The sequence below is a fragment of the Paraburkholderia sp. CNPSo 3274 genome (assembly GCF_024206475.1).
Lineage (GTDB): Bacteria > Pseudomonadota > Gammaproteobacteria > Burkholderiales > Burkholderiaceae > Paraburkholderia.
In genome coordinates this window covers 78,698-99,892 of sequence record NZ_JAMBPR010000023.1, presented here as the reverse complement: position 1 = coordinate 99,892, position 21,195 = coordinate 78,698, and the positions used below count along the sequence as shown (strand labels likewise).

At 64.0% G+C, this 21,195-nt stretch carries 22 protein-coding genes; 13 read left to right on the top strand and 9 right to left on the bottom strand.

Annotation, left to right across the window (positions count from 1 at the left end):
• Nucleotides 1–30 precede the first annotated feature (30 nt).
• The 6 genes from M3I54_RS17885 to M3I54_RS17860 all read right to left on the bottom strand — a co-directional run bounded on the left by M3I54_RS17885 (nucleotide 31) and on the right by M3I54_RS17860 (nucleotide 6,922).
• Entirely contained in the window at nucleotides 31–783 is a 753-nt protein-coding gene (locus M3I54_RS17885; protein ID WP_254338146.1) for an SDR family NAD(P)-dependent oxidoreductase, read from the bottom strand.
• Entirely contained in the window at nucleotides 780–1,643 is an 864-nt protein-coding gene (locus M3I54_RS17880; RefSeq protein ID WP_254338144.1) for a fumarylacetoacetate hydrolase family protein, read from the bottom strand. The genes M3I54_RS17885 and M3I54_RS17880 overlap by 4 nt, the downstream gene beginning before the upstream one ends.
• Nucleotides 1,644–1,871: 228 nt before the next feature.
• Nucleotides 1,872–2,588 carry an MIP/aquaporin family protein gene (locus M3I54_RS17875; RefSeq protein ID WP_028203061.1) on the bottom strand — a complete coding sequence of 239 codons (717 nt, stop codon included), beginning with the start codon at nucleotides 2,586–2,588 and terminating at the stop codon, nucleotides 1,872–1,874.
• Between the two features lie 114 nt (nucleotides 2,589–2,702).
• Nucleotides 2,703–4,205, bottom strand: coding sequence for a glycerol kinase GlpK (gene glpK, locus M3I54_RS17870; protein WP_254338142.1), 1,503 nt, complete (start codon nucleotides 4,203–4,205; stop codon nucleotides 2,703–2,705).
• A gap of 93 nt (nucleotides 4,206–4,298) precedes the next feature.
• Nucleotides 4,299–5,849, bottom strand: coding sequence for a glycerol-3-phosphate dehydrogenase (gene glpD, locus M3I54_RS17865; RefSeq protein ID WP_254338140.1), 1,551 nt, complete (start codon nucleotides 5,847–5,849; stop codon nucleotides 4,299–4,301).
• 293 nt (nucleotides 5,850–6,142) lie between these two features.
• Nucleotides 6,143–6,922 (bottom strand): DeoR/GlpR family DNA-binding transcription regulator, encoded by a 780-nt coding sequence (locus M3I54_RS17860; protein ID WP_254338138.1) that lies wholly within the window; start codon nucleotides 6,920–6,922, stop codon nucleotides 6,143–6,145.
• 172 nt (nucleotides 6,923–7,094) lie between these two features.
• Here M3I54_RS17860 and M3I54_RS17855 point away from each other — a divergent pair, with 172 nt between their 5' ends.
• From M3I54_RS17855 to M3I54_RS17845, 3 genes are all read left to right on the top strand, one after another.
• Entirely contained in the window at nucleotides 7,095–8,486 is a 1,392-nt protein-coding gene (locus M3I54_RS17855; RefSeq protein ID WP_254338136.1) for a uracil-xanthine permease family protein, read from the top strand.
• A gap of 102 nt (nucleotides 8,487–8,588) precedes the next feature.
• Nucleotides 8,589–9,179 carry a helix-turn-helix domain-containing protein gene (locus M3I54_RS17850; RefSeq protein WP_254338133.1) on the top strand — a complete coding sequence of 197 codons (591 nt, stop codon included), beginning with the start codon at nucleotides 8,589–8,591 and terminating at the stop codon, nucleotides 9,177–9,179.
• Between the two features lie 53 nt (nucleotides 9,180–9,232).
• On the top strand, nucleotides 9,233–9,781 hold the full coding sequence (locus M3I54_RS17845; RefSeq protein ID WP_254338131.1) for a GNAT family N-acetyltransferase: 549 nt from the start codon (nucleotides 9,233–9,235) through the stop codon (nucleotides 9,779–9,781).
• Nucleotides 9,782–9,802: 21 nt separating this feature from the next.
• On the opposite strand, the gene M3I54_RS17840 is transcribed toward M3I54_RS17845, so the two are convergent.
• On the bottom strand, nucleotides 9,803–10,156 hold the full coding sequence (locus M3I54_RS17840) for a hypothetical protein (RefSeq protein WP_254338129.1): 354 nt from the start codon (nucleotides 10,154–10,156) through the stop codon (nucleotides 9,803–9,805).
• Between the two features lie 353 nt (nucleotides 10,157–10,509).
• On the opposite strand from M3I54_RS17840, the gene M3I54_RS17835 reads away from it, so the two are divergent.
• Nucleotides 10,510–10,779, top strand: coding sequence for a hypothetical protein (locus M3I54_RS17835; protein WP_254338126.1), 270 nt, complete (start codon nucleotides 10,510–10,512; stop codon nucleotides 10,777–10,779).
• An 81-nt stretch (nucleotides 10,780–10,860) separates the two neighbouring features.
• Here M3I54_RS17835 and M3I54_RS17830 read toward each other — a convergent pair whose 3' ends face one another.
• The gene (locus tag M3I54_RS17830) at nucleotides 10,861–13,146 is read right to left on the bottom strand and encodes an NADP-dependent malic enzyme (RefSeq protein WP_254338124.1); all 2,286 of its coding nucleotides are present in this window, start codon (nucleotides 13,144–13,146) and stop codon (nucleotides 10,861–10,863) included.
• Nucleotides 13,147–13,359: 213 nt separating this feature from the next.
• Here M3I54_RS17830 and M3I54_RS17825 point away from each other — a divergent pair, with 213 nt between their 5' ends.
• A complete protein-coding gene (locus tag M3I54_RS17825) occupies nucleotides 13,360–14,274 on the top strand; it encodes a LysR family transcriptional regulator (RefSeq protein WP_302059007.1) in 915 nt (304 codons plus the stop codon).
• A gap of 80 nt (nucleotides 14,275–14,354) precedes the next feature.
• Here M3I54_RS17825 and M3I54_RS17820 read toward each other — a convergent pair whose 3' ends face one another.
• The gene (locus M3I54_RS17820; protein WP_254338120.1) at nucleotides 14,355–14,996 is read right to left on the bottom strand and encodes an MFS transporter; all 642 of its coding nucleotides are present in this window, start codon (nucleotides 14,994–14,996) and stop codon (nucleotides 14,355–14,357) included.
• Nucleotides 14,997–15,203: 207 nt separating this feature from the next.
• On the opposite strand from M3I54_RS17820, the gene M3I54_RS17815 reads away from it, so the two are divergent.
• From M3I54_RS17815 to M3I54_RS17780, 8 genes are all read left to right on the top strand, one after another.
• On the top strand, nucleotides 15,204–15,947 hold the full coding sequence (locus M3I54_RS17815) for an IclR family transcriptional regulator (RefSeq protein ID WP_254338118.1): 744 nt from the start codon (nucleotides 15,204–15,206) through the stop codon (nucleotides 15,945–15,947).
• A gap of 72 nt (nucleotides 15,948–16,019) precedes the next feature.
• The gene (locus M3I54_RS17810; protein ID WP_254338115.1) at nucleotides 16,020–17,072 is read left to right on the top strand and encodes a cyclase family protein; all 1,053 of its coding nucleotides are present in this window, start codon (nucleotides 16,020–16,022) and stop codon (nucleotides 17,070–17,072) included.
• A gap of 45 nt (nucleotides 17,073–17,117) precedes the next feature.
• Complete coding sequence (locus M3I54_RS17805) at nucleotides 17,118–17,819, top strand: SDR family oxidoreductase (protein ID WP_254338113.1); 702 nt, start codon at nucleotides 17,118–17,120, stop codon at nucleotides 17,817–17,819.
• Between the two features lie 2 nt (nucleotides 17,820–17,821).
• Nucleotides 17,822–18,802 (top strand): 3-hydroxyacyl-CoA dehydrogenase, encoded by a 981-nt coding sequence (locus tag M3I54_RS17800; protein ID WP_254338111.1) that lies wholly within the window; start codon nucleotides 17,822–17,824, stop codon nucleotides 18,800–18,802.
• A gap of 68 nt (nucleotides 18,803–18,870) precedes the next feature.
• Nucleotides 18,871–20,202, top strand: a complete 1,332-nt coding sequence (locus M3I54_RS17795; protein ID WP_254338109.1) for a short-chain fatty acid transporter — start codon at nucleotides 18,871–18,873, stop codon at nucleotides 20,200–20,202.
• 52 nt (nucleotides 20,203–20,254) lie between these two features.
• Nucleotides 20,255–20,539 (top strand): muconolactone Delta-isomerase, encoded by a 285-nt coding sequence (catC, locus tag M3I54_RS17790; protein WP_254338107.1) that lies wholly within the window; start codon nucleotides 20,255–20,257, stop codon nucleotides 20,537–20,539.
• 12 nt (nucleotides 20,540–20,551) lie between these two features.
• Nucleotides 20,552–20,848, top strand: coding sequence for a YciI family protein (locus M3I54_RS17785; RefSeq protein ID WP_254338105.1), 297 nt, complete (start codon nucleotides 20,552–20,554; stop codon nucleotides 20,846–20,848).
• A gap of 155 nt (nucleotides 20,849–21,003) precedes the next feature.
• Complete coding sequence (locus M3I54_RS17780) at nucleotides 21,004–21,180, top strand: DUF1328 family protein (RefSeq protein ID WP_028203043.1); 177 nt, start codon at nucleotides 21,004–21,006, stop codon at nucleotides 21,178–21,180.
• Nucleotides 21,181–21,195: the final 15 nt, after the last annotated feature.

The following is a 21,195-nucleotide window of genomic DNA, read 5'->3' as shown; positions in this document are numbered from 1 at the left end:
GGCCGATGCGCGCGGGTCCTGCTGCCCGCCTCAGTATGTCGCGCGCCCGCCCGAAAGATCGAATACCGAGCCGGTGCTGAACGCGCAGTCTTCCGTCGTGAGCCACACGATCATCGAAGCCGCCTCGTCCGGCATGAGGAAGCGGTTCATCGGGATCTTCGCGAGCATGTAGTCGATATGCTGCTGCGACATCGAATCGAGAATCTCGGTCTTGGCCGCCGCCGGCGTCACGGCATTGACGAGCACGCCCTTCGTGGCAAGCTCCTTGCCGAGCGACTTGGTCAGCCCGATGAGACCGGCCTTCGATGCACTGTAGTGCGAAGCATTCGGATTGCCTTCCTTGCCGGCCACGGAGGCGATGTTGACGATGCGCCCATAGCCTTGCTCGATCATGCGCGGCGCCACGGCGCGGCAGGTGAGGTAGCTGCCGATCAGATTCACTTCGATCACGCGGCGCCACACGTCCACGGGCAGTTCCCACGTGAGGCCATTGCCACCCGTAATGCCCGCGCTGTTCACGAGCGCGTGAATCGCGCCGTGCGTTTTCACGGTTTGCTGTGCGGCCGCCTCGACCGAGGCTTCATCGGTCAATTCGACCGTCATCACCGAGACGTTGCCCAACTCCGACAATTCGGCGCGCGCGCGTTCGAGCCGTTCGGCGTCGATGTCCCAGAGCGCGACCGCCGCGCCCGAACGCAGCGCACGTTGCGCCACGGCATAACCCAGACCGCGCGCGCCGCCCGTCACGACCATCACGCGATTGTTCAGATCCAGTTGATTCATTGCGCCTGCCCTCCTTGTTCCGCCACGAGGCGTTGCTGTTGTTCGCCGAGCCCACTCACGCCTAGCCGCATGGTCTGTCCCGAGCGCAAATAGATGGGCTCCGGCTTCTGCCCCATGCCGACGCCCGGCGGCGTGCCCGTCGAGATCACGTCGCCGGGCTGCAGGCTCATGAACTGGCTGATATAGGAAACGAGCGTGGCCACGTCGAAGATCATCGTGCGCGTGTTGCCGTTCTGGTACCGCTTGCCGTCGACTTCGAGCCACATGTCGAGCGCCTGCGGGTCGGCGACTTCGTCGCGCGTGACGAGCCAGGGGCCGAGCGGCGCGAAGGTGTCGTAGCCCTTGCCCTTGTCCCACTGGCCGCCGCGCTCGATCTGCCATGCGCGCTCGGAAACATCGTTGACCACGCAATAACCGGCCACGTAGTCGAGCGCGCGCTCGCGCGGCACGTTGCGGGCTTCTTCGCCGATCACCACGCCCAGTTCGACTTCCCAGTCGACCTTCTTCGCGCCCGGGGGAATCAGCACGTCGTCGTTGGGACCGGTGATGGAACTCGTTGCCTTGAGGAAGAGCACGGGCTCCGTGGGCACGGGCATGTTCGATTCGGCGGCGTGGTCGGAATAATTGAGGCCCACGCAGACGATCTTGCCGACGCTGCCCACGCAGGGGCCCAGGCGGGTGTCGGCGGGAACGAGCGGCAAGGCGGCGAGATCGCAGCCGGCGAGTTGACGCAGCGCGGCGGCGCCAAGACCTTTGCCCGCCACGTCCGGCGTGACACCGGAGAGATCGCGCACGCGCCCCTCGTTATCGATCACACCCGGCTTTTCAGCCCCCTTACTGCCCCAGCGGACCAGCTTCATGTGGCGTCTCCTGATATTGGAATGGATCGTTGACAGCCAATATAGGTGTGCCGCGATAGCCGAACAATCCGAAAGCGGCATGAGGCGATAGCGAAACCGGATCGCGCCCTTTGTATCGTCATGCGCCGTGGGTATGCAGACAAACAAAAGCCCGCGAACGCCGTGGCGTACGCGGGCTTTGTGCACTGCAACGCGCCTGTCTCACAGGCGCGATCCAGGTCAGCGCGGTCAGTGCATCGCGTGCAGGTAATGATAGAGACCAGCCGCCGCCGCACCGCCGGCAAGCGGCCCGAACACCGGAATCCACGCATAGCGCCAGTCGCTGTCGCGCTTGCCCGGAATCGGCAGCAGCGCGTGCATGATGCGCGGCGAGAGATCGCGCGCCGGGCTCATCGCGTAGCCGGTCGGGCCGCCGAGCGAAATGCCGATGCCGAGCACGAGCAGGCCCACGGGCAGCGCGTCGAGCGCGCCGAGTCCTACCTGCGGCGAGGCCAGATAGAGCACGCCGAGGATCAGCACGAAGGTGCAGATTGCTTCCGTCAACACGTTGTGGCGCTTGCTGCGAATAGCTGGCGCCGTGCAAAACACCGCGAGCTTGATATCCGGGTCGGCTTCGTTCGCGAAGTGCTGTCGATAGGCAAGCCAAACGAGCAGCGCGCCCGCCATGCCGCCGAGCATCTGCGCCGCGATATAGCCGCCGACCTTCGACCACGCGAACTTGCCCGCGAGCGCGAGGCTGATCGTGACGATCGGGTTGAGGTGCGCGCCGCTGAACGAGGCGGTCACGTAGACCGCCACGAACACGGCCATGGCCCAGCCCATCACGATGACGATGAGATCGGCGCCCTTGCCCTTCGTTTTCGCCAGCAGGACGTTTGCAACGGCGCCGTTACCTAGCAGCACGAGAATGGCCGTGCCAATAAATTCCGCAATATAGGGTGACATGATTGTCGTAGTCTCTCTCTGCCCGCGCGGTGCATGCGCACGAAGCGCATGCAATCCCGTTGCGGGTTATGTTAATTAGTTATGCTTGTTTCCTGAAAAAACTGGCCACGCCGCTCAGTGCGAGTCGTCCGCCCAAGCCTTGGCCGCGCGCACCGCACGCTGCCAGCCCGCGCGACAGGCGTCGACCTGCGCGGCCTGCATCGACGGCGCGAAACGACGGTCGAGCTTCCACTGGCTCTGCAGTTCGCCCACGTTCTGCCAGTAGCCGGTTGCGAGGCCTGCGAGGTAGGCCGCACCGAGCGCCGTGGTTTCGGTGATCTTCGGGCGCACCGCATCCACGCCGAGCAAATCTGCCTGGAACTGCATGAGCAGATTGTTCGCGCTCGCGCCGCCGTCCACCCGCAGCTCGCCCACGCTGATGCCCGAATCCGCTTCCATCGCAGCCAGCACGTCGAGCGACTGGTACGCGATCGAATCGAGCGCCGCGCGCGCAAGATGCGCCGAGGTCGTGCCGCGCGTCACGCCGAACAGCGTGCCGCGTGCGCGCGCGTTCCAGTGCGGCGCGCCGAGGCCCGCGAACGCCGGCACGAGGTACACGCCATCCGTATGCGGCACGCTCGCGGCGAGCGCTTCGATTTCCGGCGCGCTCTTGATGATGCCCATACCGTCGCGCAGCCACTGCACCACCGCGCCAGCAATGAAGATGCTCCCTTCGAGCGCATAGTTGACCTCGTCGCCGATCTGCCATGCAATCGTCGTGACGAGGTTGTTCTTCGACTCGATGGGCTGCGTACCCGTGTTCATCATCAGGAAGCAGCCCGTGCCGTAGGTGTTCTTCACCATGCCCGTGCTCGTGCACATCTGGCCGAACATCGCAGCCTGCTGGTCGCCCGCGATGCCGGCCAGCGGAATCTTCGAGGCGAACACCGTGGTCTTGGTCGGACCGTAAATTTCGGATGACGAGCGGACTTCGGGCAGCATGCTGCGCGGTATTTCGAGCGCGTCGAGCAGCTCGTCGTCCCATTGGCGCGTGTGAATATTGAAGAGCATGGTGCGCGACGCATTCGTCACGTCGGTCACGTGCAGTTCGTGCTTCGTGAAGTTCCACACGAGCCAGCTGTCGACGGTGCCGAACGCGAGCTTGCCTTGACGCGCTTTTTCGCGTGCGCCGGGCACGTTGTCCAGAATCCAGCGAATCTTGGTTGCCGAGAAGTACGAATCGATCGGCAGACCCGTCTTCGCGCGCACTTTCTCTTCGAGGCCGCGCGCCTTGAGCGAGTCGCAGAAGTCGGCCGTGCGGCGGTCCTGCCACACGATGGCGTTATAGATGGGATGGCCCGTCTCTCGGTCCCAGACGATCGTCGTCTCGCGCTGGTTCGTAATGCCGATCGCAGCGATGTTGCTGCCGTTCATGCCAGCGCGGGTCACGGCCTCGGCGGCGACGCCCGCCTGCGTCGACCAGATTTCCTGCGGATCGTGCTCGACCCAGCCCGGCTGCGGATAAATCTGCTCGAATTCCTTCTGGGCGATCGAAACGATGTTGCCCTGGCGATCGAAAAGCATGGCGCGCGAACTCGTGGTGCCCTGGTCGAGCGCAAGAATGTACTGTTCCTGCATGTCTCTCATCTCCGTCTGTACTAGTTGTGATAACGCGCCGCGGGAACGGCGCGTGGGGGGTACGTACCTTACCTTGCGTGATGCCGGCGAACTTCAGTGCTGCGCGGTCGCCATCGCGCTTGTTGCGGCAAACCAGTGATCGATTGCGGCGGCCACGCCATTGAGCGTGCCCGGCGCAACATGGAGGCCGAGCTTCGAGCGGCGCCACAGCACGTCTTCGGAGCGCGTGGCCCATTCGGCGTTGCGCAGGTAGCGCAATTCGGCTTCATAGATACCCGGCGCGACTTCGGCGCCGAGGTCCGCGAGCGATTGCGCGTTGCCGAGGAGCCGCTCGGCGCGCGTGCCGTATGCGCGTGCGTAGCGGCGCGCGAGCGCGGCAGGCAGCCAGGCATGGCGTCTGGCGAAGTCCTGCGCAAACGGCTCGAAACGCGCGTTCGCGATATCGCCGCCGGGCAGCGGCGCGCCCGCGGTCCACGAAGGCGCGGCGTGGCCGAGCACGCGGCACAGCACGTCCGAAGCCTCTTCCGCGAGCTTGCGGAAGGTCGTGATCTTGCCGCCGAACACCGAAAGCAGCGGCGCGCCAGCGGTTTCGTCGAGTTCGAGCTTGTAGTCGCGCGTGACGGCTGACGCATTCGCCGCGCCCTCTTCCTCGAGCAGCGGACGCACGCCCGAGTAGGTCCATTGCACGTCGGCGGGAGAGATCTTGCGTTTGAAATAACGGTTGATCGACTCGCACAGATAGCGCGTTTCGTCGCCGTCGATCGAAACCTTCGCGGGGTCGTTGTGATACTCCACGTCGGTCGTGCCAATGAGCGTGAAGTCGTGCTCGTACGGAATCGCGAAGATGATGCGCTTGTCCGGGTTCTGGAAGATGTACGCGTGGTCGTGATCGAACAGGCGCTTCGTGACGATATGGCTGCCCTTCACGAGCCGCACGCTGTGCTGCGCACCACGCCCGAGCGCACCATGCAACACCTCGCCCACCCACGGGCCGGCCGCGTTGGCGATGGCGCGAGCGCGCACGTCAAAGGTGCTGCCGTCCGGGCGGCGCAGGAGCGCCTGCCATTCGCTATCCGCGCCGTTCGTGGCATTCGGGCGCACGGCGGAAACGAGTTTCGTGCGGGTGAGGATTTGCGCGCCGCGCTCCTGCGCATCGAGCGCGTTGAGCACGACGAGACGCGCGTCGTCGACCCAGCCGTCCGAGTACACAAAGCCGCGCCGGATCGAATCGATGAGCGGCTCACCTGCCGCATGGCGGCGCATGTCGATGCCGCGCGAGCCCGGCAGCAATTCGCGCTTCGCGAGATGGTCGTAGAGAAACAGGCCCATGCGAATGAGCCAGGCGGGACGCAGATTCGGCATGTGCGGCATGACGAAACGTAGCGGCCACATGATGTGGGGCGCGGCGCGCAGCAGCGTTTCGCGCTCCTGCAGCGCCTTGCGCACGAGCCCGAATTCCTTGTACTCGAGATAGCGCAGCCCGCCGTGAATCAGCTTGGTGCTGCACGACGAGGTATGCGAGGCGAGATCGTCCTGCTCGCAAAGGAGCACCGACAACCCGCGGCCGGCCGCGTCGCGCGCGATGCCCGCGCCGTTGATCCCGCCGCCCACGACGAGCAGATCGTACCGGTTCTGTTGAGTCACCCTGCTGTGTCCCTGAAAGAAAAACGAACCTCTAAATGTTCGAATTCGAAATTTATCGAACACGAACGAAAAAGTAAAGGTTCGATTTCCGGGAAAATGGCTGAAAGCAGTGCGTAAACGAACATTCATCGAACATGCAGCGAACGTTCGTCAGCCGCGAATGAAAACGGGCGCTAGCGCGTTTGCGCCAGGCAACACACCGCCCACTCGCGAAACGCGCCGGATTTCAGATGGGAATGGGGAAAACGCGCGGACGACGCGCTCAGAACAAGCGCGTACGAAAATCCCGCGGCTTACGCGGCGACGTGAACCTGCGTGCCCGCAGCGAGCACCGCCTCGTTCATTTCATCGGGCAGCGGCTGGTCAGTGAAGAGTGCGTGAACCTGGCTCAGATGCCCCTGGCGCACGAGCGCCGGGCGGCCGACTTTCGAATGGTCGGCCACGAGGTAGACCGTGCGCGCATGCTCGATGATGGCCTGCGCCACGCGGACTTCGCGCGTGTCGAAGTCGCGCAGCGTGCCGTCGGTCTCGATGGCCGAGGTGCCGATGATCGCGTAATCCACCTTGAACTGGCGGATGAAGTCGATGGTGTGCTCGCCGACGATACCTTTGTCCCAGGGCCGCACGACGCCGCCCGTGATCATCACTTCGCAGTCGGGATAGCCGCTCATCATGCTCGCCACGTTGAGGTTGTTCGTGACGACGCGCAGGCCCTGATGATGATTGAGCGCGCGCGCGACTTCCTCCGTCGTCGTGCCGAGGTTGATGAAGAGCGATGCCTGATCGGGAATGTGCTGGGCCGCAAGGGCCGCGATTCGGCGCTTCTCCTCATGGAACATGTGCTGCCGCGCACTGTACGAGACGTTCTCCGAACTCGTGGGCAGGCTCGCGCCGCCGTGATAGCGGCGCAGCAGATTCATGTCGGCGAGCCAGTTCACGTCGCGGCGAATGGTTTGCGGCGTGACGTCGAAATGCGAGGCGAGATCGTCGACCGTGACGAAGCCGTCGCGTTGCACCCATTCGAGCATTTCCTGCTGGCGCGCGTTAAGGGTGAGGCGAGGATCTCGTGTCATGGGCTCGTTTGGCATGCAAGTGAGGACCGACCTATTGTAAGGGCTTGCCCACCCGACTCAGGAGAAAGCCGATGCATGCCGTACGCAAGTCATGGGGGCCGCGGGCGCGCCCAGGGTTCCCCCTGAGCTTCCGTTAAAATGCTGCGCTTTCCCTGTTCATCAGCCGCTCCCGATGCAATCCGCCTCATCGACCCCACGCGCCGCGACTCACGGCGCCGACGACACCGACCCCACCCACGACCTGGTCTACGGCCCCAACGACCGCCCCGCGCCCACCATCGCCTTCGTGGCCGCGCTCCAGCATCTGCTCGCGATCCTCGTGCCGATCGTCACGCCGGGACTCCTGATCTGCCAGGCGCTGGGCGTCTCCAGCCGCGACACCACGCTGATCGTCTCGATGTCGCTGGTGATTTCCGGCATCGCCACCTTCCTGCAATGCAAGCGCGTCGGGCCGCTCGGCGCGGGCCTGCTCATCGTGCAGGGCACGAGCTTCAACTTCGTTGGCCCGCTGATCGCGGGCGGCAGCCTGATGGTCAAGCAAGGCACGGCCGTCGAAACCGTGATGGCCGCCATCTTCGGCGTCGTCATCGCGGGCTCGTTCGTCGAAATGGCGGTTTCGCGCATCCTGCCCTTCATCAAGCGCCTCATCAGCCCGCTCGTCACCGGCATCGTCGTGCTGCTGATCGGCCTCACGCTCATTAAGGTCGGCCTCATCAGCATGGGCGGCGGCTATGGCGCCATCGCCAGGGGCAACTTCGCGAGCGTCCAGAACCTCACGCTCTCGGGCCTCGTGCTCGGCACCATCATCGTGCTCAACCGCGTGCCAGTCGTCTGGGTGCGCAGCACGGCGCTCGTCATTGCACTCGCCATCGGCTACATCGTTGCGGGCGCAATGGGTCGGCTCGACTTCACCGGCGCACGCGAAGCCGCGCTGTTCCAGATTCCGACCCCGCTGCACTTCGGTCTGGGCTTCTCGTGGTCGCTCTTCGTGCCCATGCTGATCATCTACCTCGTGACTTCGCTCGAAGCGATCGGCGACGTCACCGCCACCAGCAAGGTCTCGAAAGAGCCGGTGGAAGGTCCCGTGTGGATGCGGCGCATCAAGGGCGGCGTGCTCGTGAACGGCTTCAACTCACTGCTCGCTGGCTTTTTCAACACGTTTCCCAGTTCCGTGTTCGCGCAGAACAACGGCGTCATCCAGCTCACCGGCATTGCCAGCCGCCACGTAGGCCTCTGGATCGCCGGCATGCTCGTCGTGCTGGGCCTCTTCCCGCCCGTGGCCGGCGTGCTGCAGGCCGTGCCCGAACCCGTGCTGGGCGGCGCGGCCATGGTGATGTTCGGCGCGGTGGCCGCTTCCGGCATCAACATCCTCGCGGGCACTCGCCTCGACCGCCGCGCCCTGCTCATCATTGCGGTGTCGCTCGCGCTGGGCCTTGGCGTCTCACAGGTGCCGGAGATTCTGACCAGCCTCCCGCATGCGCTCAAGAACGTGCTGGAATCAGGCGTCGCAACGGGCGGCATCTGCGCGCTCGTGATGAACTGGTTCCTGCCGGAAAAGCCGTAACCCGGCCGAGCGTGCGGCCCCGATACCGGGCCGCACGCTTTTTTGTTGACCGCAATTTCCAATTTACTGGATAATGGTTCCATCATCTTGGAAACAAACCCAATGGATAGCCCGACCGACGCCGGCATCAACGCGCGCATTGCCCGCTGTGTGCGCGACTTGCGCGCAACGCGCGGTCTGACGCTCGACGCGCTGGCCACGCGCAGCGGCGTGAGCCGTTCGATGATCTCGATGATCGAGCGCGGCGCCGCCAGCGCCACGGCAGTGGTGCTCGAAAAGCTCGCGGCGGGGCTTTCGGTCTCGATGGCGAGCCTCTTCGGCGCAAGCAGCGAGAGCACGCCCACCGAGCCGCTGGTGCGGCGCGAACGGCAGGCACAGTGGCGCGACCCGCAGTCGGGCTATACGCGCCGGAGCGTGTCGCCGCCGAACTGGCCTTCGCCAATCCAGCTAGTCGAAGTGGATTTCCCGGCCGGCGCGCGCGTAGCCTACGAAACGGGCAGCCGCGAGAATGTGATTCACCAGCAGGTCTGGGTGATGGAAGGACGGATCGACGTGGAGCTGGGCAATGAACGGCATTCGCTTCACGCGGGCGATTGCCTCGCCATGCGGCTCGATCAGCCGCTGATCTTCAGCAATCCAGGCTCTCAGGCCGCGCACTACGTCGTCGCCATTTGCGACGTAAGCGGTATCTGAACCCGCGTCATTCGCCTCGATCTGCCACCCTTTTCATTTAAAGAGGATTCCCTATGAATTCGAATTCACAGAGCGACGGCGTGCGCTTCATCGATTGCAACGAAGCGGACCATGCGTCGGCGATTCTCGATATCCTCAACGACGCGATCGTCAATTCAACCGCGCTCTACGACTACAAGCCGCGTGCGCCCGAGGCCATGGTCACGTGGTTCGGCACCAAGCGCGCGAACGGTTTTCCGGTAGTGGGTGCCGTAGACGAGACCGGCACGCTGCTCGGCTTCGCGAGCTGGGGCACGTTTCGCGCATTTCCCGCCAACAAGTACACGGTCGAGCACAGCGTCTACGTGCACCGCGACCAGCGCGGCCGCGGCCTCGGCGAGCGCCTGCTGCTGGAGTTGATCCGCCGCGCCCGTGAGGAACAGATTCACGTGCTGGTGGGCTGCATCGACGCCACCAATGCCGGCAGCATCGCGCTGCACGCCAAGCTGGGCTTCACGCACTCGGGCACGATCAAGGAAGCGGGATTCAAGTTCGGACGCTGGCTGGACGCCGCGTTTTACCAGCTCAATCTGGAGATGCCCGCCGCGCCGGTGGACGGCTGAGGCTCGCGCGCGCCTGGCGCCTCAACGTGCGCTCGAACGGGCCGCAGCAGCCGTCATGGCGTTGCGGATATGGCGCGCCCGCAGCGGCGCGCGGGCCGCGCGCTTCGAGGCGCACGCCGCGCGCGTAGCACGCAGCTTCGCCTGACTGCGGTTGCGGGACTCGGCCTCGCGTGTGGCGCGCCGCGCTTGCCTGCGCACCCCGAGGAGCACGCAACCTATTGCCGCGAGCACGGCCACACGAAACGGCGACGACTCGAACGCGCGTTCCGGCACGTGCAGCAGCAGAATCGAAATGAACACGGCGACCTGAATGAGAATCGCCGAAAGCGAAGCAACGAACAGGTAAGCGTGCAGGCGATCGGTCGGCGGCTTCATGGGGCTGCACTCCAGAAAGTTGCGCGGACAACGATATCCAGTCTGGCTGGTTCCACCCTACGCCAGGCGAATGTCAGGCGCATGGCAATGCGCGACGCTGGGCAAAGTTATGAGATCGTGCCTGCTCCAAGCTGAAGAGAACCTTAAGGAAAGGCGCCTGCGAATACGCTTTTTTCGTCGGACGAAAATCCTTTGCGCACCTTACCAACCAACGCCTTTCAGCGCCTTTCGTGTTGCCTCGATTCGTGCGCAACGTGATAAGGTCTCTTCCGGTTCGTACGGTGCTTACGTAAGGTTGACTTAAGCTCGCGCGCCGTACCCTTGCACTTTGTAATCCGTACGGCAATGCAGTCATGAATCGCACCTATGAATATCGCGGCTACGCAATCCGCGTTGGCGTCGAGGCGAATGGCACGATCCCGCTCGAGCGCCTGGAAATCGAACGACCTCGCTATGCAGCGGTGGTGAGCATCGTGGCGATCGACGAACGCGCCCTCCCCTCGCCCCTGAAAATCGACAACGCCGCCGGGCTGCCCTTCAGCTCCGATATCGACGCGTTGATGGGCGGCTACAGCGCAGCCCGCCGCCTGATCGACGAACAGCTAGCCGATACGCCGGCCTGACTCAAAAGAAAAAACGCGCGACAGCCAGAAGCCATCGCGCGCTTTTCATCGGGACGCATCGCGTGCGTCCTGTGCCTGAACTCAGTCGCGGTTCGCCTGCAACACGGTCAAGGCGGCCATGTTGATGATGCGTCGCACGGTCGAGCTCGACGTCAGCACGTTCACCGGCGCATTCACACCCAGCAGGAACGGGCCGACCGCCACGTTGCTGCCCGCACCCGTCTTGAGCAGGTTGTAGGCGATGTTGCCCGAGTCCACGTTCGGGCACACGAGCAGGTTCGCCGCGCCCTTGAGCTTCGAATGCGGCAGGATACGCAAGCGCAGTGCTTCGTCCAGCGCGCAGTCGCCGTGCATTTCCCCGTCGATTTCCAGATCGGGATTCTTTTGCGTCACGAGCTTGAGCACTTCACGCATCTTCGTGCCCGAAGCCGAACTGCCCGAGCCGAAGTTCGACCGCGAGAGCAGCGCAACCTTCGGCTGCAGATTCAGCCATTCCATCTGGCGTGCCGCGGCCAGCGTGAATTCGGCGATCTGCTCGGCATTCGGGTTGTCGTTCACGTGGGTGTCGACGATCGCGACCGTGCGCTTGTCGAGCAGCAGGATATTCATCGCCGCATACGTCTTCGCATTGGGATGCATGCCGATGGCTTCGTCGACGAAGCGCAGGTGGTCGTGATACGCGCCCACCGTGCCGCACACCATGCCGTCCGCGTCGCCCAGGCGCACCATCATCGCGCCGATCAGCGTGAGGCGGCGGCGCATTTCCACGCGCGCCATTTCCTTCGAAATGCCGTCGCGGCAACGCAGTTCCCAATAGGTCGTCCAGTACTGATGGAAGCGCTCGTCGTACTCGGGGTTCGTGACTTCCACGTCTTCGCCGAGCTTCAGGCGCAGGCCGAACTTCTCGATGCGGGCAAGCAGCACTTCCGGACGGCCGATCAGGATCGGACGCGCGAGCTTCTCGTCGACGATCACCTGGACCGCGCGCAGCACGCGCTCTTCCTCGCCTTCGGCGAACACGATGCGCGACTTCCCGCCGTCACGCACGAACTGCTTCGCGGCCGCGAAAATCGGCTTCATGAATGCGCCCGAGTGATACACGAACTGCTGCAGCTCGTTCGTGTAGGCGCCAAAGTCGTCGATGGGGCGCGTGGCCACGCCGTCTTCCATCGCCGCCTTCGCAACCGCCGGCGCGATACGCACGATCAGACGCGAGTCGAACGGCTTCGGAATCAGGTACTTCGGGCCGAAGCGCAGATCATAGGCGCCGTATGCGGCAGCCACGGAATCGTTCAACTCTTCTTCGGCGAGCCTGGCGATCGCATGCACAGCCGCGATTTCCATGTTGCGCGTGATGGTCGTTGCGCCCACATCGAGCGCGCCGCGGAAGATGTACGGGAAGCACAGCACGTTGTTGACCTGGTTCGGGAAGTCCGAACGGCCCGTGGCGAGCACCGCGTCCGGGCGCGCTTCGAGCGCGACCTCGGGGAAGATTTCCGGCGTGGGGTTGGCGAGCGCGAGAATCAGCGGCTTGTCCGCCATCTTCTTGACCATTTCGGCCTTGAGCACGCCGCCCGCCGAAAGACCGAGGAACACGTCCGCGCCTTCGATCACGTCGGAAAGCGAGCGCGCCGAAGTGTCCTGCGCGAAGCGTTCCTTGTCCGGGTCCATCAGCGTCGTGCGGCCCTGGTAGACCACGCCGTCGATGTCGGTTACCCAGATGTTCTTGAGCGGCAGACCCAGATCCACCATGAGGTCCAGACAGGCCAGCGCCGCTGCGCCCGCGCCCGAGGTCACGACCTTGACCTTCGTAATGTCCTTGCCGATCACTTTCAGGCCGTTCATGAACGCGGCCGAAACGGTGATGGCGGTGCCGTGCTGATCGTCGTGGAAGACCGGAATCTTCATGCGCTCGCGCAGCTTGCGCTCGACCGTGAAGCAGTCGGGGGCCTTGATGTCTTCCAGATTGATGCCGCCGAAGGTGGCTTCGAGGCTCGCGATGATGTCCACGAGCTTGTCCGGGTCGCTTTCGGTGATTTCGATGTCGAACACGTCGATGCCGGCGAACTTCTTGAAGAGCACCGCCTTGCCTTCCATGACCGGCTTGGAGGCCAGCGCGCCGATGTTGCCAAGACCCAGCACGGCCGTGCCGTTCGTGATCACGCCCACCAGATTGCCGCGCGCCGTGTAGCGGAACGAGTTCTGCGGATTGTCGACGATCTCCTCGCAGGCCACGGCCACGCCCGGCGTATAGGCAAGCGCGAGGTCGCGCTGGGTGACGAGCGGCTTGCTGGCTGTCACCGAAATCTTGCCCGGCGTGGGAAATTCGTGATACTCCAGAGCGGCCTGACGATCGGTCTTGTTCATGTTCCTCACTCGATATGGATAGGGCCCGGCTCGCGCAGCTCACGTGGATCGAGGCTGGCGCGGTCAAGCGTGTTCGAATGAGACGATTCTAGAGAGCCCTCATAACGTGCCCATTTTGATTTAGTATGGGGCCATCATTTTTTGGTAATACCCTGGGGAATCGTGTCTTTCAGCATTGACGACGTGACGAGGCGGTTGAATACGCGCCTGAAAATGCGCCATCTGGTCCTGCTCCTGCAGATCCGCCAGCACGGCTCGCTCACGCGCGTGGCGGAACACATGGCGACGAGCCAGCCCGCCGTCACCAACGCGCTCGCTGAAATGGAGAGCATGTTCGGCGCGCCGCTCTTCGACCGTTCGTCGCGCGGCATGACGCCCACGGCGCTCGGCAACGTGGTGCTCGCGCGCGCCCAGGCCATGCTGCACGACCTCGACCACCTCGCGCGCGACATCGAAGCCGTGGTGGCCGGGCACGCCACGCGCGTGCACGTAGGCGTGATTCCGTTCATCTCGGGGCGCACGCTCGCCGCTGCCATTCGCCTCACGCAGTCACGGCTGCCGCAACGCGTCACCATGACGATTCACGAAGGCACGAGCGACGCGCTCCTGCCACAGCTTCGCGACCATACGCTCGATATCGTGATCGGGCGCGCGTCTTCGGCAGTCGATGTCTCGCAGTTGCGCTTCGAGGTGCTGCATCAGCAAAAGCCGCGGCTCATCGCCAGCCGCCGGCTCGCGGCGCGCCTCGCGCGCGGCAAGCTCGACTGGGAAAAGCTGGTCGAACTGGACTGGATCCTGGGCGCGCCGCACACGCCCATCCGCGAGCAGATTTCCGACCTCTTTCTGCACGCGGGCGTGGCGCCGCCCGTGCCTATCGTGGAGAGCTACACGTCGCGGCTGATCGGCGAGATGATCAGCACGAACGAGAACGCCGTATCAATCGTGCCCGCCGATATTGCCGAGGAACTCGTGCACTTCGCGGGCGTGGCGATCGTGCCGTACACGCTCGACTGGACGCTGCCGCCGGTTGCGATGTTCACGCGCGCGGGCGTGCTGCGCGATGTCGACACCACCTTCGGGCAGTCGCTGCGCGAGTTCTATCAAGAGGCGGAGAAGGCGCGGGGTTAGGCGGTTGGGGCTAAACGCAAACGGGGCGCGGACTCGATCGCCCGCGCCCCGTCTGCCATTCAGCATCGGTATTCAGCAGATCAAACCCGCGCCACCGCGCGCTGCGTCTCCAGCGTGCCCTCGCCCTGCATGCGCGCGACCAGCATCAGCGCGCAAACCAGCGTGATGAGCACATGCACCACCCCCAGCGCAACCACCGAAAGAATGCTGCCCGTGGCGCTCAACAGGTACTGGCCGAGAATCGGCGTCGTGCCCGCGAACACCATGCCGCAAATCTGATAAGCGAGCGAAATGCCGGTGTAACGCACCTGCGCGGGGAAAGCCTTCGCCAGCATGCCCGCCATGGCCGCGTAGTAGAGCGAATGCGGAATCGAGGCGAGCGCCATGCCGATCATCGCGAGCCAGGTCGAACCGGTGGCGATCATCGAGAACATCAGCGGCAGCGCAACGATCTCGGGCACGAGCATGTAGATGATCGCCTTCTTGAGATCCATCTTCGTGGCGAGCACCGCGCCGAACGGTTGCACGATCAACTGCACGACAATCGCGAACGTGATGACGCTCAGGAACTGCGTGCGGTCGAACCCGATCGAGGTCACGGCCCACGAAAGCGCGAACGTGGTCTTGAAGTACGTGGCCGAGAGCGCGATCACGCAAGCGCCCACGCCCATCGCCACGAGCCCCTTGTGATGGCGCAGCACTTCGGCGATCGGCAGCTTCACCACCTTGTTTCGTTCGCCTTACGAACCACCTTTCATTTATCGAACAAAGTGCCGGAAGGTGCGGACTATGAAACGGTCGCTCATTAGCGTCAACCAAGGGATAACCCTCGGTTTGCCCGCCGCCCGCGTGGGCCGCGATTGCGACGATTTAGGTGTTTACCCGTAATCGTATTGTCAGCTCGTTATCGATATGCCGATAATGCTCTCATGGATGTGAAAACTGCAGTGCGTGTCTTCGACGTAATCAACCTCTTTGCCGAAGTCCGGCAACCGATGATCTACAGCGAGATTGCGCGTCGAACCGAGATCCCGCTGTCGAGCTGCCACGCGTTGTTGCAGACGATGGTGGCCAAAGGCTATCTGTACGCGCCGGGCGTGAAAGCGGGCTATTACCCCACGCAGCGCCTGCTGCACGTGGCGCGCGACATCTGCAGCGAGGACCCGCTCACGCTGATGTTTCAGCCGCTGCTTTCCGCGCTGCGCGACGCGACCGGCGAAACCGCCGCGCTCGCCACGCTTGCGGGCAACCGCGTGGTCTATCTCGACGTGATGGAGTCGCGCCAGAAGATCCGCTACAGCGACGAGCCGGGCGGCTTCATGACCATTGCGAGCGCCGCGGGCAAGGCGCTGCTCGGCGCGCTCGCGCCGGCCGCGCGCCGCAAACTGCTCGACAGTTGCGAGCCGCAGTTGCACTCGGCCAATGGCACGGTGATCGACCGCGGCGCGTTCGAGCGCGACGTCGAGCAGGGCGTAACGGACGGCTGGCATCGCTCGACGGGCGAGAGCGTGGAGGACGTCGCCGGCCTCGCGCGCGGTTTCCTGATTCATGGTGAGGCGTTTGCGCTCGTCATCGGCGCGCCCAAGGCGCGTCTTCTCAAGAACGAGCAGAACGCCGTGAAGGCGCTGCTCGAGGTGTACGCGCAAATCCCGCCAACGCTGCTCGCCGCGTAAGGCACGTCAAATGCCTCGGGCACTGAATGTAGCGGTGAGCAAGCGCGGAATTCCTGAAGTGGAGGGTTAAGCATGCGTTGGAAGAACCGGCCGGAAGGCTCGAACTGGGGTGACTTCGGCCCCGACGATCAATTGGGCCGCCCCAATCTCATTGGCGCGGAGCAGGTGCTCAAGGGCGCGCAGGAGATACGCGCGGGTCTCACGTTCACCCTTTCTCTGCCGCTCGACTTTCCCGGCGACAGCAAGCTCAACGTGCGCCGCCATCCGCCGGTGCTTCGTCCCACCTTCCGCGACGGCCTGCCCTATGTGAACTTCCCGTTCGCGCGGAACGTTGCGGGCGCGATCGACGTGGTGAGCGACGATCAGGTGCTGCTCTCGCTCCAATACTCCACGCAGTGGGATTCGCTTGCGCACGTGGGCGCGCGCTTCGACGCCAACGGCGACGGCACGGCCGAGAGCGTTTACTACAACGGCTATCGCGCGAACGTGGACGTGGTCGGCCCGATGGAATATCGCGCGGAAGACAACTTTGCGCCTCACGCGTGCGGCGGCGAGCATAGCCATGCCGAGGTGCTCGGCATCGAGCACCTTGCCGTCAAGGGCATGCAAGGCCGCGGCGTGCTGATCGATTTCGCCGCGCATTTTGGCCGTGAGTTTCGCACCGTGGGCTACGACGACCTGATGCGCGTGATCGAGGCTGACGGCGTGGAAGTCGAGCGCGGCGACATGCTCGTGCTGCGCACCGGCTTCGCGGAGATGGTGCTCGAAATGAACCGCCAGCCCGACGAAGCCATTTTGTCGAGCCACTGCAGCGCGCTCGACGGGCGCGACGAGCGTCTGCTGCAATGGATCACCGATTCGGGCATCGCCGCGCTCGCCGCCGACAACTACGCCGTCGAACGTTACCCCGCGCGTGCGCCGGCCACGCCTGGCGAGCACCCGCTCATGCCGCTGCATCATCACTGCCTCTTCAAGCTCGGTCTGCCGCTGGGCGAGCTTTGGTATTTGCGCGAGCTTGCCCAGTGGCTGCGCGAGCACCAACGCTCGCGCTTTATGCTCACCGCGCCCCCGCTGCGGCTGCCGGGCGCCATGGGCTCGCCTGTCACGCCCGTTGCAACAGTTTGATGAACTAATCCGTAATCCTTTGTTTTGTCCGCATTCCTGAACAACATGGCTAAAGAAAGAGTCCTGATTACTGGCGGCGCCGCTGGCATCGGCGCCGCGTGCGCCGCGCGCTGCGAGGCTGACGGTTACGAAGCCGTCGTCATCGACCGCGTGGGCGACGGCATCATCGCCGATCTCTCCGACACCCAGGCAACGGCAGCCGCGCTCGCCCGCGCGCTGGAAGGCGGCCCGATCACGCGCCTCATCAACAACGTGGGCGTGGTCGTGCCCAACGACGCCGAGCACCAGACGCTCGAAGAACTCGAACGCGCATGGTCGCTCAACGTGCGCTGCGCGCAGCAGTGCATGCAGGCGCTATTGCCCGGCATGAAGGCTGCGGGCTTCGGCCGCATCGTCAACATGTCGTCGCGCGCCGCGCTCGGTAAGGAGCTGCGCACGGCCTATTCGGCCACCAAGGCCGCATTGATCGGCATGACGCGCGTATGGGCGCTCGAACTCGGCGCATTCGGCGTGACCGCGAACGCCATTGGCCCGGGCCCGATCCGTACCGAACTGTTCGACCGCGCGAATCCGCCCGGCGCGCCGCGCACCGAGGCAATCATCAATGCCGTGCCCGTCAAGCGCGTAGGCACGCCCGACGATGTCGCACACGCGGCCTCGTATCTGCTCGACGCGCGCAGCGGCTTCGTGACCGGCCAGGTGCTCTACGTGTGCGGCGGCATGACCGTTGGCGTCGCGGGGGTCTGACGATGGCGGCCCTCGAAACGCCTGCGCAAGCATGCAACACGCGCCGCGCCGGTATTGTCGGCGCGGGCAGCATCGGCGTGGCGTTCGCGATCTGCTTTGCGCGGGCCGGCTGGCGCGTGCGCCTCTACGATCCCGACGCTGCACGCCGCGCCGCCGCGCCTGAAGAGATTGCGCTGCGCCTGAACGATCTCACGCAATACGCCCTGCTCGACGAAAGCGCGAAAGAAATCGCCGCGCGCGTCGCGATCGTCGATACGCTCGAAGCCGCTGTCGCGCAAGCCGATCTCGTGCAGGAATGTGCGCCCGAGCGCGCCGAACTCAAGCGCGAGATCTTCGCGCAGCTCGACCGCGCCGCGCCGCCCGAAGCGATACTCGCGAGCGCTTCGTCGTTTCTCGCGACTTCGAAATTCGTCGACGATACGCTACCCGGCCGCGCGCGGTGCCTCGTCGCCCATCCCGGCAACCCGCCCTACCTCGTGCCCGTGATCGAGGTCGTGCCCGCACCCTTCACGTCCGAAGCGGCGGCCACGCGCGCGATCGCGCTCTACGCCGAAGCCGGTATGAAGCCCGTGCGCGTGAAGCACGAAGTGGAAGGCTTCATCTTCAACCGCCTGCAAGGCGCCGTGCTGCGCGAAGCGTATTGCCTCGTGCGCGACGGCGTGGCGTCGGTGGAAGACATCGACACCGTGATGCGCGAAGGCCTCGGCCCGCGCTGGTCGGTGATCGGCCCGTTCGAGACCGTCGACCTGAACACGCGCGGCGGCATCGCCTCGCATGCGCAGAAAATGGGCCCTTCGTACGCACGCATGGGCGCAGAACGCGGCCAGCACGACCCGTGGACACCTGAACTCGTCGCACAGGTCGAGACGGCGAGACGGGCAGCGCTGCCGCTCGATCAATGGGACGAGCGTGTGGGCTGGCGCGACCGCCAGCTCATGCATCTCACCCGCCATCGCAAGACCCAAAGCCACGACGACTCATAAGCGCCTCGAACGCGCGCCGAGAGCCGAAGAGACCCGACAACTATTACGATTCAGATAGAGACACTTCCATGCAGAAAGTCACCGCTTTCTTTACCGAGCTGATGCGCCGGTATTTGCCCGATCCGTTCGTGTTCGCGATCGGCCTCACCCTGCTGACGATGGCACTTGCCGTGATCGTGCAAGGACAAGCCGTCACGGCCCTCACTACGAGCTGGGGCAAGGGCTTCTGGGCGCTGCTCGCGTTCACCACGCAAATGGCGGTGATTCTCGCGATGGGCTACGTGCTGGCGACCGCGCCGCTCACCGACCGCTTTCTGAACCGCGTGGTGGCGCGCGTGAACGATCCGCGCATGGCGATCATCGTCGCGACGCTGGTGGGCGGCATCGGCAGCTATCTGAACTGGGGCTTCGGCCTCGTGGTGGGCGGGATCGTCGCACGCAAGCTCGCGCTGCGTGTGAAAGGGGTGCACTACCCGCTCATCATCGCTTCGGCGTATAGCGGCTTCACGCTCTACGGCCTCGGGCTTTCGGCCAGTATTCCCGTGCTGATCTCCACGAAGGGACATCCGCTCGAAGCGCAAATGGGCGTCATTCCGCTCTCCGAAACGATTTTCTCGCCCACCATGCTCATCACGAGCCTCGTGACCATCATCACGCTGCCGCTCCTGAACGCATGGCTGCACCCCAAGCCTGGTCAGCCGATCAGGGAAATCGATCGCGCCCAGGAAGAAAAGCAGCAGAAGGCCGCCGCGCTCGGCGTGGATCTCGACGAAGGCAACACGCTCGCCAACCGCCTGAACAACAGTCGTATTCTGAGCTACGTGATCGGCCTGATCGGCATGGGCTATGTCGCGCTGCACTTCGTGCAGGGCGGCTCGATCGACCTGAACCTCATCAACTTCTTCATTCTGTTCCTCGGCATCCTGCTGCTCGGCACGCCGATCCGCTATGTGGAGAAGCTCAACGAAGGCATTCGCACGATCAGCGGCATCATTCTGCAGTACCCGTTCTACGCGGGCATCATGGCGATCATGGCGTCTTCGGGTCTCGTCAATACGTTTTCCGCAGCGTTCGTGAAGATCGCGACGCCGGGCACGCTGCCGTTCTGGGGCTTGATCAGTTCGTTCGTCATCAACTTCTTCGCGCCTTCGGGCGGCGGCCACTGGGTCATTCAGGGACCGTTCATGATCGAAGCGGCGAAGACCATCGGCGCCTCCGTGGGCCATACCTCGACGGCCGTGATGCTCGGCAACGCATGGAACGATCTTGTACAGCCGTTCTGGATCTTGCCCGCCCTCGCGCTTTCCAAACTCAAACTCAAGGACATCATGGGCTACACGGTCATCATGATGTTCTGGATCGGCATCGTTTATTCGGTTGCGATTCTCGCCTGGGGCTGACCGGATCTCATACGCGCCCTTCCCTGAACCCCATCCTCACCGGAGACCATTCATGCTGTATCTCGTGCACATGCAGGTGCAGATTCCGCACGGCACCGACGCCGCCTTCGCCGACGCCCTGAAGGCTAAGGAAAAAGCGTTCTCGCAGAAGCTGCAACGAGAAGGCAAGTGGCGCCACCTGTGGCGCGTGGCCGGCGAATACGCGAATTACAGCGTGTTCGATGTCGAATCGAACGACGAACTCCATACGCTGCTTACCGCACTGCCGCTTTTCCCGTTCCTGAAGATCAGCGTGACGCCGCTCGCCCAGCATCCTTCGGCCATCGTGCCCAACTAAGAAGAACGCGCCATGCCTTTTCTCATCGAAACATTCGACAAGCCCGGTCACGCCGAGGTGCGGGCACGCGAGCGCGATGTACACCTGGAATTCCTCGCGCGCAACAAGCCGCTGTTGCTTGCCTGCGGCGCGAAGCTCAACGACGATGGCAGCAGCGCAGGCGGCGGTATCTATATCGTCGACCTCGAAACCCGTGAGGAAGCCGAGCGCTTCATCGCGCAGGATCCGTTCACGCATGTCGGGCTGTTCGAGAGCGTGAAGATCGTTCGCTGGCGCAAGGCCTATATCGACGGAACCTCCTACCTCTAAGCGCAACGCGCATCCATTCTCGCGAACGTTTTGTTCGCTTTCGACCCTCGACGGCGCCCCCGGCCGGGCACATCGATTGCTGCGCAGGTGCGCCGTCAGTCCACCCAGTCGCGCGGCCCACGTGGCGGCGCCTTCACGCGAGGAGAAAACCGATCATGCTAAAAATGGCGCTGTTCTTTGCCGTGATAGCCGTGATTGCGGCCCTGTTTGGCTTCACGGGTATTGCGGCCGGTGCGGCCGCAATTGCGAAGATCCTGTTCTTTATCTTTGTGGTGCTGTGCGTGGTGTTCCTCGTGATCGCACTCGTGGTCACGAAGAAGATCGTCGATTGACCGAAGCGCGAAGCA